This window comes from Streptomyces sp. PH9007 (assembly GCF_059813725.1).
The window spans coordinates 4,612,292-4,624,912 of sequence record NZ_CM187440.1 but is presented as its reverse complement, the minus strand read 5'-3'; the positions used below and the strand labels follow the sequence as shown (position 1 = coordinate 4,624,912).

Sequence of the window (12,621 nt, the reverse complement as noted above, 5' to 3'; positions counted from 1 at the left end):
ACCATAGGCTTCGCTCTGTCGCTCGCGACTCGAACGCATCTTGCGCCGAACGTTCACGGGGAGGGCGTATTGCACGCATACGCGATGTCGGTGCTCGGGCTGTCGGCGGCCGAGGAAGAGATCTACCGGCACTTCCTTCGCAACCCCCGCACCTCACCGCGTGAGATCCACATCGTGCTGCGCGCCGGCCGGAGCGAGGCGCAGGAAGCGGTGGACCGGCTGCGTGAACTGCGGCTGCTGCTCGGTGATGACGAGCACACCTGGGCCGCCGAGCCGGACAGCGCGGTGCCCCGGCTCGCCGAGGACCGCCTGGAGCGGCTCCACCAGGAGATGCGGCATCTGACCCAGACCAGGACCATCGTCGACTCGCTGCACCGCGAACGGCCGGTGCCCGCGGCGCCGGACACGGCGGCGGGCGGCATCGAACGGCTGGAGGATCTGCGGCTGGTGCGCAGCCGCATCGACGATCTGTCGTTCTTCGCGCACTCCGAGGTGCTCTCGGCCGAGCCGTACACCGCGCTGACCAAGGAGAACATCGAGCACGCGCGGCCGTTGGACCTGCGCTGCCTGCGGCGCGGGGTGCGGATCAGGAACCTGGTGCGGGCCGAGGCGCTGCGGGACGCCCCCACCCTGAGCTATCTGCGGGAACTCACCGCCCACGGGGCGCAGATCCGCATCGCGGAGGACTTCTCGGAGCTGATCCTGGTCTACGACCGGCACACCGCGCTGGTCCCGATCGACCCGGACAACACCTCGCGCGGCGCGCTGTGCGCCCGCGAGAGCGCCCTGGTCGGCAACATCATCACGCTCTTCGAGCGGCTGTGGGACGCCGCGCAGGACTTCGGCGCGCTGGTGGACTCCCCCGACCGGCAGAACCCCGAACTCTCCGAGGCGCAGCGGCAGGTGCTGCAGCGGATGTGCACCGTCAGCAAGGACGAGACGGGGGCCCGGGAGGTGGGCGTGTCGCTGCGCACCTACCGGCGGCACATCGCCGACCTGATGCAGTTGCTGGCGGCGGAGAACCGCGCGCACGCGGCGCTGCTGGCGCGCGACCGCGGCTGGATCTGAACCGGCCGCGGCCCCGTCAGCCGCCGTCCGGCCGCCACCCGCGCAGCGCGGGGTCGGCCAGCGCCGCCCGGAGCGCGGCGTGCACGGCCGCCCGTGGTGCGGGCCGCCCGCCCGCCGGGGCGCGGACCCACAGCAGGATGCGGGAGGCGGACACCCGGTGCCGGTACGTCCAGTGGCCGGGCAGCAGGCTCAGCAGCCGGACGAGGGCGATCTCGCCGTCGCGGGCGTGCGCGGCGGTCAGTGTCAGTGCGATCTCCCCCTCCCCGTGACCCTCCCCGTCCCGCCCGTCCCCGTGCCCCTCCCCGTCCGTCATCGGCCCCCCGTGCCGGGCAGGGCGGCCCGGGCGGGGGCGGACGGGCCCGCGCCGCCGCCCCCCTTCGCCCCGTTCACGCGCGGGGCCTCACTGCCAGCCGTTGGCGCAGGGCTGCTGCCAGTCCTCGCGGTTGCACTTCTCCGGGTCCGGCTGCGGCGGCCGGGGGGTGCCGGGCTCGGGGACGAGCCGGTCGGCGGGGTCGGTGAACGCCGTGCCGGCGACCTGCGCCCAGCCACCGGAGGCGCCGCCGCCCCCGCTGCTCCCACCGCCGCCCTCGTACGCCGTCGCCGTCGCGGCCGTTCCGCCGGCCGCCAGCAGTACGGCCACGGCGAGTGCCGTGACGCGTGCGGCCGTACGCCGCCGGTGCGGTGTGGCGTTCATCTACCGACCTCCTCAACTGTGCTGTCGGTGCGCCGCGTTCGTGCGCACCCGGTGAATCTGTCACGCGCCGGACGGCGCCGGGGAGGCGCGGGCTGGCAACTCACTGCACCCGCCCCGCAGGATCCTGTCGTCCGGCCGCCGGTGCCGCTTCCGCGACCAACTGGGTGGTGGCCAGCCGCCGGTACAGCTCATCGCGGGCCATCAGCTCCGGGTGGGTGCCGCGATCGCGGACCCGTCCGCCCTCCAGGACCACGATGTGGCCGGCGTCCACCACGGTGGAGATGCGGTGGGCGATGGCGATCACCGCGCACCGTTCGGCGACCCGGGCCAGCACCTCGCGCAGCGCCGCCTCGGTGTCCGAGTCGAGGTGCGAGGTGGCCTCGTCGAGCAGCATCACGGCGGGCCGCTGGAGCAGCGCGCGGGCGATGCACACCCGCTGCCGCTGCCCGCCGGAGAGCCCGGTGCCGCCGTCGCCCAGGACGGTGTCCAGGCCCTCGGGCAGGTCCGCGACCACCTGGCCCAGGCCCGCCATCTCCACGGCGTCCCACAGTTCGGCCTCGGTGGCGTCGGGGGCGGCGTAGGTGATGTTCTCGCGCAGGGTGCCGCGCATCGCGGCGCTGTCCTGCTGCACGTAGCCGACCCGGCCACGGACGGCGGACAGCGGGAGGGTGGCGATGTCGCGGCCGTCCACCAGGACGGCGCCGCCGCGCGGCCGGTAGAAGCGCTCGATCAGCTGGAAGGCGGTGGTCTTGCCGGCGCCCGACGGGCCGACCAGGGCGGTCAGTCCGCGCGGCGGGACGGCGAAGGAGACGCCGTCCAGCACGTCCCGGCCGTCCTCGCCGTATCCGAAGCGCACGGCGCGGAATTCCACGGCGGGGGGTGCCGTACCGGTGAGCGGGTCGGGCCCCGCGGCCGCTTCCGGGGCCGTGGCGGGGCCGTCCTCCTGCGGCAGGTGGACGAGTTCGTCGACGCGGGCCATCGCGGCCCGGCCCTGCTGGTAGGCGCCGATGCTCATGAACACCAGCACCAGCGGCGACACCAGATAGAAGAGGTACATCACGAACGCGGTGAAGTCGGCCAGGCCCAGCGAGCCGGTCGCCGCGCGCGCCATGCCGGCGCCGACCACGGCGGCCAGCGAGGCCTGGAGCCCGACGTTCATGGTGGGGGTGAGCACCGAGGCGTATGCGGTCACCCGGATCCCCGAGCCGCGCGCCCGCTCCGTCAGCAGGCCGATGCGGTGCTGCTCGCGGTCCTCGGCGCGGGCCGCCTTCACCGTGGTCAGGGCGCCGAGCACCCGGTGCAGGTCGGCGCCGAAGTCCCCGGTGTCCTCCCGGTTGCGCACGGCGGCCACCCGCAGTCTGCGGGCCAGCCACAGGGAGACGGCGCTGGCCACGCCGATGCAGCCCAGGGCGATGAGCAGCAGCCAGATGTCGATCCACGCCATCATCACCACGCAGCCGATGACCACCAGGCCGTTGACGATGATCTGGGCCAGGCTCTGCGACAGCGCGATCTTCACCAGGGAGGTGTCGGACACCAGCCGGGTGTGGACGTCGCCCTGCCGTCTGGCCTGGTACGCCGCCAGGTCGGCGCGCAGAACCCGGCCGGTGAGGAAGGTGCGGGAGTCGCGCACGATGTTCTCGCCCGCCCGGCCGATCAGATAGCCCTGGGTGGCGGAGAGCGCGGCGTCCGCCAGCAGCAGGGCGCCGAGCAGCACGATGAGGAAGGCCACCGCCTCGCCGGCTCCGGCCGCCTCGATGAGGTCGGAGACGATCACCGGCTGGGCGAGGGTGGAGGCGACGCCCACCACGCCCAGCAGCACGCCGGCGCCGAGCAGCAGCCGGTGGCGGCGGGCGATGCCCCAGATGGTGCCGGGTCCCGGCCCGGCGGTGGCGCGCTCGGCGGCGGGTGCTGTCGCGGGTTCCGTGGCGGGCCCCGTCGTGGGCTCAGCCGTGCTGACGGTCGTCATGATCCGCACCACCCGTTCCCCGGTCGTCGTGCACGTAGCGGCTGATGCACAGCGGGCTGTCCTCGCGGAACGGGCCACCAAGCCAGTCGGCCTGCCGTCCGGCGGGCACCAGTCCGGCGGCTGCGGCGTACCCGTCGGTCTCCTCCGGCGTCGTCAGCCGGCTGATCTCGGTGCCCACCCGGGTGCCGCTCGGCTCGTGCCACAGATGCTGGGCCTGCCACAGCGAACTGCCGGGGACGAGGGTGGAGTACGTCTGGAGTCCCGTGTCGGGCTCCGGGTAGGGCGTGAACCAGGAGGTGGAACGGCGGCCCTCGTGCAGGGCATGCACGTACGCCGGGTTGTGGGTCTCCACCACCAGCGTGCCGCCGGGTGCCAGCCGCTGCGCCGCGCGGGCGACGGCCGCCCGCTGCTGCTCGGGTGTCAGCAGGATCGAGAGGGTGGCGCACACGCAGTAGACCAGCCCGTACCGGCGTTCGTCGGTGTAGGTCCTGATGTCGCCGGGCACCCCGGTGACGGGCACGCCGCGCTCGTTGACGGCGGCGCGCAGCAGGGCCAGCATCTCGGGCGAGGAGTCCACCCCGGTGACGGGTCCGGCGAGGGCCGCCAGGGGGATGGCGATCCGTCCGGTGCCCACCCCGAACTCCAGGGCGCCGCCGCCGGGGTGCCAGCCCGCCAGGACCTGGGCGCTGAGGGCGGCGTACGGGTCCTTGGGGAAGATCCGGTCGTAGAAGTGGGCGAAGGCCCGCCCGTACGCGAGGCTGTTGTCGGTGCCGCCGCCGGGTCCGTGCTCGGCCGTGCTCGTCATCGTGCCGCCTCCCGGCTGTCCCGCAGGGGGTTGTAGGGGGAGACGAAGACGATGTCCGGCTCCTCCGCCTCGTCGTACCCGGCCACCCGGACCATCGTGAACTGGAAACCCTTGACGGTGTCCGCCTGGGCCGAGCGTTCGATCCGGTCCCGGAAGAAGGCGCTCAGCAGCCGGTAGGCGGGCTGCCGGGTGACCACGTCGAATCCCTTGTCGAGCGCCATCATGATCTCGCTGCCGACGTCGAAGACCGCCTTCTCCGGGCGCCGCCCGGGGAACCACACGATCTGCCGCGGGTGGCGGCCCTGGATGACGTCCACCGGCTGCCAGGAGGAGGTCTCCCCCGCCTCGTCGAGCGTGCGGTAGAAGAACTCGAAGTCGTGCTGGGCGGGGTTGGGGGCGAAGAAGCGCCAGTTGGGGAACGCGGAGCTGAACCGGTCCTTGCTCATCACCCGGTGGAAGGACATGTGCGGGTGCTGGCTGGCCAGGGTGCCCAGCAGCATGAGGCCCACGGCGACCCGGACCGCGCCGTCCGCCGCTCTCATGACAGCTCCCGGGCGGCGTCGGCGCGGACGGCGGCCGGAGCCAGACCCGGATCCGGGGCGGTCTCGCGCAGGAAGTCGAGCAGGTGGTCCCCGGCCCGCAGCGCGAACTCCGCCTTCGTCAGCAGGGTGTCGTGGTCGGATCCCTCGATCACCAGCTCGCGGACGACGCGCCCGGCACCCCGGTGCGCGTCGGCCAGCTCGCGGTGCATGAGCAGCTGTTCCGGATCGCGGTCCACGGTCTGCTGCGCGGAGACCACCAGGGCGTGCGCGGCCAGGGGCGGCAACCCTCCCTCGTGGCCGCGGAAGTCCTCCTCGGTCGCCCGCCATTCGCGCATCCCGGCGGTCCACATCCGGGCGTCGGCGTAACTGTGCATGGCCTTGGCCCGGAACGGGCGCGGCAGGTGGTCCACCCACTCCGGGCGGGTCAGCAGCACCCCGAGACCGGCCCGCAGGCTGACGGTGAACGTCCGGATGGCGCTGGTGAGCCGCTCGGCGGACTCGCTCTGCTGCTCGGAGCGGGACAGCTCCCCCGGGTGCGAACTGTCCAGATAGACCAGGGCGTGCAGCCGTCCGCCCAGCGTGGTGGCGGCGCGGCGGGCGAGTTCGCCGCCCAGCGAGTGCCCGGCGAGGACCACGGGGCGGCCGTCCGGCACCGTCTGGTCGATCAGGTCCAGCAGGTCCTCGACGGACTCCTGGAGGGTGTACGGGCGGGCGCCCGCGTACCGGCTGGGCCCGTAGCCCGCCCTGCTGTACGTGAGCAGTTGCGGTCCGCCGCGGGTGCGCAGCGCCTGGGTGAGCCAGCCGAAGTGCTCGGGTAGCGCGGTCAGTCCGTGCACGAAGACCACCACGGGGCCGCTGCCCCCGGGGGTGATGGTGGTGTCGTAGGCGAGGGTGTTGCCGTGCCGGGTGCGGACCGTACGGGTGCCGTACCAGCCGTCGGTGACGCGCATGCGGCGGGTGGCGGCGAGCGCGCCCGCGACGGCGACACCGCCGGCGGCCACCGCGGCGACGGCGCGCAGCACGCGGTCGTCGCGGCCGGCGATGGCGGGGTGGTCCTTGGGGGCGCTCGTGTAGGCGACCATCGGGTGCATGGCGGCGAAGGCGGTGACGAACCGGCCGAGGCCCATGACGAAGCCGTTGGCGACGTGGAAGGAGACGGTGGCGGCCAGCACGGGCCGGGCCAGCACGCCGCCCTTCAAGTAGATCACCGGGAACAGGCACTCCAGGGCGAGCACCCCGTGGGCCAGGGCCCGGCCGGTGCGCGGGTAGCGCTGGGTGAGCCGCCACAGGTGTTCCTCGCCGTACGTCCTGGTGCGCAGGACGCCGCCGAGCGCCGTGCCGCTGCGCCAGTCGGCGCCGAGCAGCTTGACCCAGCCGGAGACCAGGTAGGACATATTGGACTGGAGCGCCACGTACCACAGCAACGCGTCCTGGGTCCGCTCGGAGGTGGCGAGCCGCGCGAGCCCGGTGGCCGTCTGGACCATGCCGGACGCCTGGTCCGAGCCGTCCGAACCGAGCCGGTGCAGCGGGTACATGGCGGCACCGGACAGCCCGAGGAAGAGGTTGGCGGCGCCGCGCCAGCGCCCCTCGCCGGGCAGCATCAGCGCGGCGCTGGCGGCGGCGCGGGCGGCGTACAGGGCGGTGGTCGTCCGCTCGTGGGCGAGGACGTCGAGCATTTTGCGGGTGGGGCGCGAACAGTCCGCGTACAGCTCGCGGTTGATCGACCAGTCGCTCAGCCCGCCGCGCCGGTGGTGGCGGCGGTCGCTGAGGAATTCGAGCGAGGCGACCAGGGTGGTGGCCGCGGACAGCCGTTCCGACAGACCCATCGCCCGCCGGCGTCCGACGGTGACGGGCCCCAGCAGTGAGGCGAACAGTTTCTTCGGCTTGGTGGAGGGGAGTCTCATCAGCTCATCAGGGCCTTCCGGGGGTGGAGGGGCCCGGCCGGGCGGGGGCCACGGGGCACCGGCCCGGCCGGGGCACGACCTGGTGTCGGAACGGTCAGGTCATGATCGGTTCGGTGGTGCCGCCGGCGGCGGTGCGTCCCGCCTCGAAGGCGGCGACGATGGCGCTGCCCGCCGCCACCCCCGCTCCGAACGCGACGATGGTCACCGGGGTGGCCAGCACGGGCCGGGCGGGCGAGAGCCTGCCGGTCCGGTCGAGCACCGGGATGGCGGCCAGCACGGGCGAGTCATCCAGATAGGCGGCGATGCGCGACATGGGGATGCGATGTCCTTCCTGACCGGCCTGACCGGTCACAGCGAGGGGAGCGAGGGTTCGGTGTCGCCCACCACGGACACGGCGATGTAGGCCGAGGTGTGCAGGCAGAGCACGACGGCGCGCGGCGCGCTCGCCCGGCCCCCGTCCTCCTCGGTCAGCTCGCCGATCTCCGCCAGGACGGCGGGGATCCGGTCGGTGGCCGTCACTGGATCACCGGCTCGGTGGTGCCGCACACCATCCGGCCGACCTCGTACGCGGCGTACGCGATCACGATCATGGCCACCGGGGTCGGCGTGGCCAGTACGGCCGTCGCACTGCCGGGCGCCTGGCCGGGGGAGTTCTCGGTCAGGGGGCTGAGGTCCCGCAGCGCCGGGACACGGTCGGCGGCGGTCACTGGATCACCGGCTCGGTCTCGCTGCCGATCATGCGGCCCACGACGTACGCGCCGACGACGATGCCCATGCCGGCCGCGAACGCGGACGGCGTGGCCAGGACGGGCGAGGCCGCCCCTCCGACCTCCCCCGGGGAATTCTCGTGCAGCGGGCCGAGATGGGCCCACTGTCTCGCAAGGCTGGGTCCCGCCATGGGGATCCTCCTCCGTCTTGTCGGCGGCGGCCTGTCCGCCGCCGACAAGACGATCCCGTGCCGGGTGAGCCCGTGGGCGGCTCGGGGATGGCACGAGGCTGCAGCCGAACGGCAGCATCGTGCAGGGCGGTCGCGTACGTTCCGGCGCTCCCGCGGGTGCGGTGGCGCGCTCCGCCGGGCCTCTCGGTGGACCGCGCCGGTGGGCGGCTCACCCGGGTGGCCGCCCGCGGCCCCGTCCATCCCTACGGCGCCGCAGGCCCGGCCCGTCCCCGGTCGGCGGCCCGGCGCGCGCGGTCACCGGCGGGAGCACCAACCTGCGAGAACCTCGTGCCCGGGGTGCAATGGGGGCATGGGTGATTTCATCGGCTCATGGGCCGCGCGGTTGATCGAGTGGTCGAACGGGACCATTGACGAGCAGCGCGCGCGGACCTTGGTGACGGAGATCTACGAGGCGGCGGCGGAGCGCGCCGTGCGCCTGCACGAGGAAGAGGTCGCGCTGCGGGAGGCCGAGCGCGAGGAGTGAGGCGCGGGCGGCTCAGGGCACGTACGTGGCGCCCTCGGCGGTCGCCACCGCGCGCGCTCCATCCGCCGCGCTCAGCAGTCCCTCGCGCACGGCGCCGTCCACGGCGGCCCGTACCCGTTCCACCAGCGCGTTCTTGTCGGGGAACGGGGCGCCGGCCCAGATCTCGTCGAGCAGGGTGCTGCCGTCGGGGCGGGCCGGGTTGGCGACGCCCGAGTCGGTGCCGCCGAAGAACAGCCGGGGTTCGTGGCGCCGCAGATAGGCGTGGGTCCGGTCCTGGGTCCCCTCGTGGAAGGGCACCAGCGCGACGCCGTCCAGGGTGTGGTGGAGCGGCGTGCCGGGCACCGGCGTGAGGGTGGGCAGCAGGTCGCCGGAGAGCGCCGCGTCGCGGTACAGGCCGACGGGCAGTTCACTTGTCCGGTCGTCGCGGGCGACGAGGTTGACCGGTCCGAGGAACAGGCTCTGGAGCCCCGGATCGTCGGGGGTGCTCTCGGTCCGCAGCCGGAACGGGATGTCGATCCGTACCGTGTCGCCCTGGCTCCAGGTGCGGGAGACGGCGAAGTAGCCGCCGGGCTCGGGGGTGCCGGCCGCCTCGGCGCCGTTGACGGTGACGCGGAAGCCGGGGCCGGCCCAGGAGGGCACCCGCAGCAGCAGCCGGAAGGTGACCGCGCCCCGGGTGACGGTGAGGGTGGAGCCCTGTTCGCGGGGATAGCCGGTGGTCTGGGTGAGGGCGACGCCGCGCTCGGCCCACTCCAGGGTGGAGGCGAGGTAGAGGTTGACGTAGAGGTCGCCGCCGTCGGCGCTGCCGAAGTACACCGTGTCCTGGTACTTGGTGGCGCTCTCGATGCCGGTGCCCTCGCAGCAGGTGGTGCCCTGCTTGGGGGTGTAGTCGCGGGCGTGGCCGGGGGTGAGGCCGATGAAGTAGGTGACCAGCGGCTTCTCGGCGTCGGGCCGGTCCTGCTTGGAGCCGAGGATCTGGTTGTACAGGGCGCGCTCGTAGTAGTCCATGTAGCGCGGGTCCTGGTCGTGGAGGAACAGCGCGCGGCTCAGCTTGAGCAGGTTGTACGCGCAGCACGTCTCGGCGGTGCTCTCGCCGAGCGTGCCGGCGATGACGTGCGGAGCCCGCCAGAACTCGGCGCTGCTGGTGCCGCCGATCCCGTACATGCGGGTGGGCACGACCATGCCCCAGAAGTTGCGGGCGGCGTCCAGGTAGCGCTGCTCGCCGGTGACGTCGTGCAGGCGCAGCAGACCGGTGAAGATGGGGATGTGCTGGTTGGCGTGCAGCCCGTCCAGCACGTCGGTGTCCGCGGCACACGCGTCGATGAGGCGGTCCAGGTCGAACAGCTTGGCGAGCGCGAGGTGTTCGGGGCGGCCCGTGCGGGTGTACAGCTCGACGATCGCCTCGACGATGCCGCCGAACTCGCCGCTGGAGAAGATCCCCCACATGCGCTGGAGCGTGGCGCGGGGCAGCGGGGCCAGCCGGGAGTGCATCCAGTCGCCCAGGCCGGCCGCGAGGTCCAGCGCCCGTGCGTCGCCGAGGTGGGCGTGGGCGTCGAGCAGCCCCTGGAGGATCTTGTGCGCGGTGTAGTACGGGGCCCAGACGGTGTGATAGTCGGATCCCGTCATGGACTCCAGGGTGATGAACTGGGTCTCGGGGTACGCCGCGAGGAACCCCGGATGGCTGGGCCCGCCCCAGGTCCGCCGCACTTCGGCGTGCAGACCGCGCCCCGACCCGTCGGCGAACGTCCCGCCGGTGGTCTCGGCGAACCCGTAGGAGACGAGGTCCCCGCCGCCGGTGCCCTCGTGCAGGGCCCGTATCTCGTCGGCGGTGAGCGCCCGGGACCAGAGGTCGAAGGCGTCGAACGCCCCGGCGAACACCGGGTCGGCGGCGAACGGTGACCGCCCCAGCCAGGCGTGCCGCACCGTGCCGAGCGAGGCGGGGGTGAGCGTCATGGCGGTGTTGCGCCCGGCCTCGACGCCGTTGACGTACAGCACCCCCGTACCGCCACCGATCGTCACGGCGAGGTGGCTCCACTGCCCGAGCGGCAGCGGCGCGGTGCCGTCGATGGCCTGCTCACCTGCGGGCCCGCCGGTGGTGAGGGCGAATCGGGGCACGCCGGCGCCGTTGCGGGCCGCCAGGTAGAGATACCGGTCGGTGCCCTCCCCGGCGTCGAACACCCGGGCCCAGTCCCCGTCGTGGGCGGGCCGTATCCAGGCGGCCAGGGTGACGGCGGTGGCGCCGCCGAGCACGGCGGGGGGCAGTTCCATGTACTGGTAGGACCCGCGGTGGTTCTCCGCGGCGGCCCCGGTCCTGCCCGGGACGCTGAGCACGGCGGGCGCGCCCCGCAGCGCCTCCCGGGCCTCGGTCAGCGCTCCGACGATGGCGCGCGCCTTGTCGGCGAACACCCGCTCGCCGGTGCCGGCGTGGGCCTGCGCCAGCATGGTGAGGAAGTGCCCGGTGTAGTGCCCGCGCAGATTCCCGTTCGCCTCCCCGTCCAGGCCCTCCCACCCGCCGGGCGCCACCGCCCCCCGGGTGTCCAGACCGGCGTTGGCCCGGAAGACCTGCACCAGCCGGTCGACGTCGTAACCGCGCGCGTGATCGAGCATCAGCGCGCGCTTATCGGCGAAGATCCCCTCCCCCAGCGCCACATCCCCCAGCGCGAACGGCCGCACGCTCCACGCGTCGGGCACCGCGGCGCCTCCCCCGCCCACGGCCGCCGCCGGCCCCCCGCCCACCACGCCGGACACCAGCGGCGCGACCCCCAACCCACCGGCGGCCCGCAGCACGGCCCGCCGCCCCGGCGTGGCTCCCATGACGACCCCTCATTCCGTTCGACATGCCGACCACAGTCCGGTCAGCCGATCAGAACGTAGGAGCGCGGCAGGGAATCGTCAATGCCCGCGCCGTGGCCGGGCGAACGGTCAGGTCTCCGGGGTCAGCAGCACGAAGTCCGCGCCGTTGGGGTCGGCGCAGACGGAGAGGCGGCCCACGCCCTCGGCCGTCTCCGGGCCCATCTGGACCGTGCCCGCGTTCTGGGTGACCGTGGCCGTGGCCGCGTCGCAGTCCGTCGTGGTGAAGACGGGGTGCCAGTACGCCGCGCCGTTCGTCAGGGTCAGGGCCGTGGACGGGAGTTGCATCAGGCCGCCCTGCATGCGGCTCTCGTCCGCCGTGGGCGGGGTGATCAGGGAGTACGTGCCGCCGTCGCCCGGCAGGGGCATCTCGGAGTACTGCCAGCCGAAGACCGCGGTGTAGAAGGTCTTCGCCGCCGCGCCGTCCGGGGTGTACAGCTCGGTCCAGGACAGGGAGCCGGGGACGTCCACCGCTTCCACGCCCTGATCGGTGCGGGGTTCGAAGACCGCGAACTGGCCGCCCTGGGGGTCGGTGAACTGGGCCATGCGGTGTTCGTCGTCCATGCCGGTGGGGGCCACCCGGACGGCGCCGCCCGCGTTCGTCACGGCGTCGGCGGTGGCGTCCGCGTCGGTGGTGGTGAAGTACAGCATCCACGCCGAGCGGGCGCCCTCCTCCGTGAGGCGGCCCAGGGCGGCCACCGTGCGGCCCTCGCTCTGCAGGACCCCGTACCCCGCCGCCTCCGGACCCATGGGCCGGAAGGTCCAGCCCAGGACCGCGCCGTAGAAGGCGGCGGTCGTCTCCGGGTCCGGGGCGCCGAGGTCGAGCCAGCAGGGGGAGCCGGGGACGAAGTCGGTGGTCAGCACGGAGTCCTCCCTTGTCACGTCAGCCTCATCAGCCAGCGTGACACCGGCCGCCCCCGGCCGCCACCGCTCGGCTCACAGGCGGACCGGCGCCGAACAGTCCGTCGCGTTCTCGGTGCCCCGGCAGACCCGCAGGGTGTAGGTGGTGGTCGGCATCCCGCTCGCCTGGAATCCGACCGCCGCGGTGTCGGTGCCGCAGACGGTGGCGTTCTTGATCAGCGGGCCGGGGGCCAGGTCGCTGATCACCTGTATCCAGGCCGCGTAGCAGGCGCCGTCCGAGCTGCTCAGTTCGCCCTCGACGGTCGCCCTGATGAGGATGCCCTCGGAGGTACGGGTGGTGGTGCCCGAGGCGGTGCCGGTGTCGTGGGTCGCCGTCCACGCGGCGGCCGGGGCCGGGCCGGTGGCCGTCGCCGCCGGGGCACTCAGGCCCAGGGCGGCGAGGGCGAGGACGGGGACGGTGAGCTTGCGCGGGAATCCATGGACCATCGGGTCGCTCCTTCGTCGCGGTGA

The 12,621-nt window shown here is 73.8% G+C and carries 15 protein-coding genes; 2 read left to right on the top strand and 13 right to left on the bottom strand.

Annotated elements, in window-relative coordinates:
- Positions 1-84 precede the first annotated feature (84 nt).
- A complete protein-coding gene (locus tag ACTFAP_RS21425; protein ID WP_495681961.1) occupies positions 85-1,068 on the top strand; it encodes a helix-turn-helix transcriptional regulator in 984 nt (327 codons plus the stop codon).
- A 16-nt stretch (positions 1,069-1,084) separates the two neighbouring features.
- Here the strand turns inward: ACTFAP_RS21425 and ACTFAP_RS21420 are convergent, their stop codons facing one another.
- The 10 genes from ACTFAP_RS21420 to ACTFAP_RS21375 all read right to left on the bottom strand — a co-directional run bounded on the left by ACTFAP_RS21420 (position 1,085) and on the right by ACTFAP_RS21375 (position 7,880).
- Positions 1,085-1,381 carry a hypothetical protein gene (locus tag ACTFAP_RS21420; RefSeq protein WP_495681960.1) on the bottom strand — a complete coding sequence of 99 codons (297 nt, stop codon included), beginning with the start codon at positions 1,379-1,381 and terminating at the stop codon, positions 1,085-1,087.
- An 87-nt stretch (positions 1,382-1,468) separates the two neighbouring features.
- Positions 1,469-1,762 (bottom strand): hypothetical protein, encoded by a 294-nt coding sequence (locus tag ACTFAP_RS21415; RefSeq protein WP_495681959.1) that lies wholly within the window; start codon positions 1,760-1,762, stop codon positions 1,469-1,471.
- A 100-nt stretch (positions 1,763-1,862) separates the two neighbouring features.
- The gene (locus ACTFAP_RS21410; protein WP_495681958.1) at positions 1,863-3,731 is read right to left on the bottom strand and encodes an ABC transporter transmembrane domain-containing protein; all 1,869 of its coding nucleotides are present in this window, start codon (positions 3,729-3,731) and stop codon (positions 1,863-1,865) included.
- Entirely contained in the window at positions 3,709-4,536 is an 828-nt protein-coding gene (locus ACTFAP_RS21405; RefSeq protein ID WP_500467154.1) for a class I SAM-dependent methyltransferase, read from the bottom strand. The genes ACTFAP_RS21410 and ACTFAP_RS21405 overlap by 23 nt, the downstream gene beginning before the upstream one ends.
- Positions 4,533-5,078 (bottom strand): hypothetical protein, encoded by a 546-nt coding sequence (locus ACTFAP_RS21400; RefSeq protein WP_500467153.1) that lies wholly within the window; start codon positions 5,076-5,078, stop codon positions 4,533-4,535. The genes ACTFAP_RS21405 and ACTFAP_RS21400 overlap by 4 nt, the downstream gene beginning before the upstream one ends.
- Positions 5,075-6,982 (bottom strand): alpha/beta fold hydrolase, encoded by a 1,908-nt coding sequence (locus tag ACTFAP_RS21395; RefSeq protein WP_495681955.1) that lies wholly within the window; start codon positions 6,980-6,982, stop codon positions 5,075-5,077. Before ACTFAP_RS21395 ends, ACTFAP_RS21400 begins: the two co-directional genes overlap by 4 nt.
- A 94-nt stretch (positions 6,983-7,076) precedes the next feature.
- On the bottom strand, positions 7,077-7,295 hold the full coding sequence (locus tag ACTFAP_RS21390) for a hypothetical protein (protein WP_495681954.1): 219 nt from the start codon (positions 7,293-7,295) through the stop codon (positions 7,077-7,079).
- 35 nt (positions 7,296-7,330) lie between these two features.
- Positions 7,331-7,501 (bottom strand): hypothetical protein, encoded by a 171-nt coding sequence (locus ACTFAP_RS21385; RefSeq protein ID WP_495681953.1) that lies wholly within the window; start codon positions 7,499-7,501, stop codon positions 7,331-7,333.
- Positions 7,498-7,689 (bottom strand): hypothetical protein, encoded by a 192-nt coding sequence (locus ACTFAP_RS21380; protein WP_495681952.1) that lies wholly within the window; start codon positions 7,687-7,689, stop codon positions 7,498-7,500. The genes ACTFAP_RS21385 and ACTFAP_RS21380 overlap by 4 nt, the downstream gene beginning before the upstream one ends.
- Positions 7,686-7,880 (bottom strand): hypothetical protein, encoded by a 195-nt coding sequence (locus ACTFAP_RS21375; RefSeq protein ID WP_436978711.1) that lies wholly within the window; start codon positions 7,878-7,880, stop codon positions 7,686-7,688. The genes ACTFAP_RS21380 and ACTFAP_RS21375 overlap by 4 nt, the downstream gene beginning before the upstream one ends.
- Before the next feature lie 349 nt (positions 7,881-8,229).
- Here ACTFAP_RS21375 and ACTFAP_RS21370 point away from each other — a divergent pair, with 349 nt between their 5' ends.
- Positions 8,230-8,403: a hypothetical protein gene (locus tag ACTFAP_RS21370; protein ID WP_453856504.1), complete on the top strand. Its 174-nt coding sequence runs from the start codon at positions 8,230-8,232 to the stop codon at positions 8,401-8,403.
- 12 nt (positions 8,404-8,415) lie between these two features.
- Here ACTFAP_RS21370 and ACTFAP_RS21365 read toward each other — a convergent pair whose 3' ends face one another.
- The 3 genes from ACTFAP_RS21365 to ACTFAP_RS21355 form a co-directional block, all read right to left on the bottom strand.
- Entirely contained in the window at positions 8,416-11,214 is a 2,799-nt protein-coding gene (locus tag ACTFAP_RS21365) for a beta-L-arabinofuranosidase domain-containing protein (RefSeq protein ID WP_500467152.1), read from the bottom strand.
- Positions 11,215-11,322: 108 nt separating this feature from the next.
- Positions 11,323-12,114, bottom strand: a complete 792-nt coding sequence (locus tag ACTFAP_RS21360) for a VOC family protein (protein ID WP_500469530.1) — start codon at positions 12,112-12,114, stop codon at positions 11,323-11,325.
- A gap of 72 nt (positions 12,115-12,186) precedes the next feature.
- A complete protein-coding gene (locus tag ACTFAP_RS21355; protein ID WP_500467151.1) occupies positions 12,187-12,597 on the bottom strand; it encodes a hypothetical protein in 411 nt (136 codons plus the stop codon).
- Positions 12,598-12,621: the final 24 nt, after the last annotated feature.

Excerpts from the sequence above, each read along its gene's own strand:
- ACTFAP_RS21425 (WP_495681961.1), top strand. The coding sequence starts at position 85 with ATGTCGGTGCTCGGGCTGTCGGCGGCCGAGGAAGAGATCTACCGGCAC.
- ACTFAP_RS21420 (WP_495681960.1), bottom strand. The coding sequence starts at position 1,381 with ATGACGGACGGGGAGGGGCACGGGGACGGGCGGGACGGGGAGGGTCAC.
- ACTFAP_RS21410 (WP_495681958.1), bottom strand. The coding sequence starts at position 3,731 with ATGACGACCGTCAGCACGGCTGAGCCCACGACGGGGCCCGCCACGGAA.
- ACTFAP_RS21355 (WP_500467151.1), bottom strand. The coding sequence starts at position 12,597 with ATGGTCCATGGATTCCCGCGCAAGCTCACCGTCCCCGTCCTCGCCCTC.
- ACTFAP_RS21375 (WP_436978711.1), bottom strand. The coding sequence starts at position 7,880 with ATGGCGGGACCCAGCCTTGCGAGACAGTGGGCCCATCTCGGCCCGCTG.
- ACTFAP_RS21400 (WP_500467153.1), bottom strand. The coding sequence starts at position 5,078 with ATGAGAGCGGCGGACGGCGCGGTCCGGGTCGCCGTGGGCCTCATGCTG.
- ACTFAP_RS21395 (WP_495681955.1), bottom strand. The coding sequence starts at position 6,982 with ATGAGACTCCCCTCCACCAAGCCGAAGAAACTGTTCGCCTCACTGCTG.
- ACTFAP_RS21365 (WP_500467152.1), bottom strand. The coding sequence starts at position 11,214 with ATGGGAGCCACGCCGGGGCGGCGGGCCGTGCTGCGGGCCGCCGGTGGG.
- ACTFAP_RS21370 (WP_453856504.1), top strand. The coding sequence starts at position 8,230 with ATGGGTGATTTCATCGGCTCATGGGCCGCGCGGTTGATCGAGTGGTCG.
- ACTFAP_RS21390 (WP_495681954.1), bottom strand. The coding sequence starts at position 7,295 with ATGTCGCGCATCGCCGCCTATCTGGATGACTCGCCCGTGCTGGCCGCC.
- ACTFAP_RS21415 (WP_495681959.1), bottom strand. The coding sequence starts at position 1,762 with ATGAACGCCACACCGCACCGGCGGCGTACGGCCGCACGCGTCACGGCA.
- ACTFAP_RS21405 (WP_500467154.1), bottom strand. The coding sequence starts at position 4,536 with ATGACGAGCACGGCCGAGCACGGACCCGGCGGCGGCACCGACAACAGC.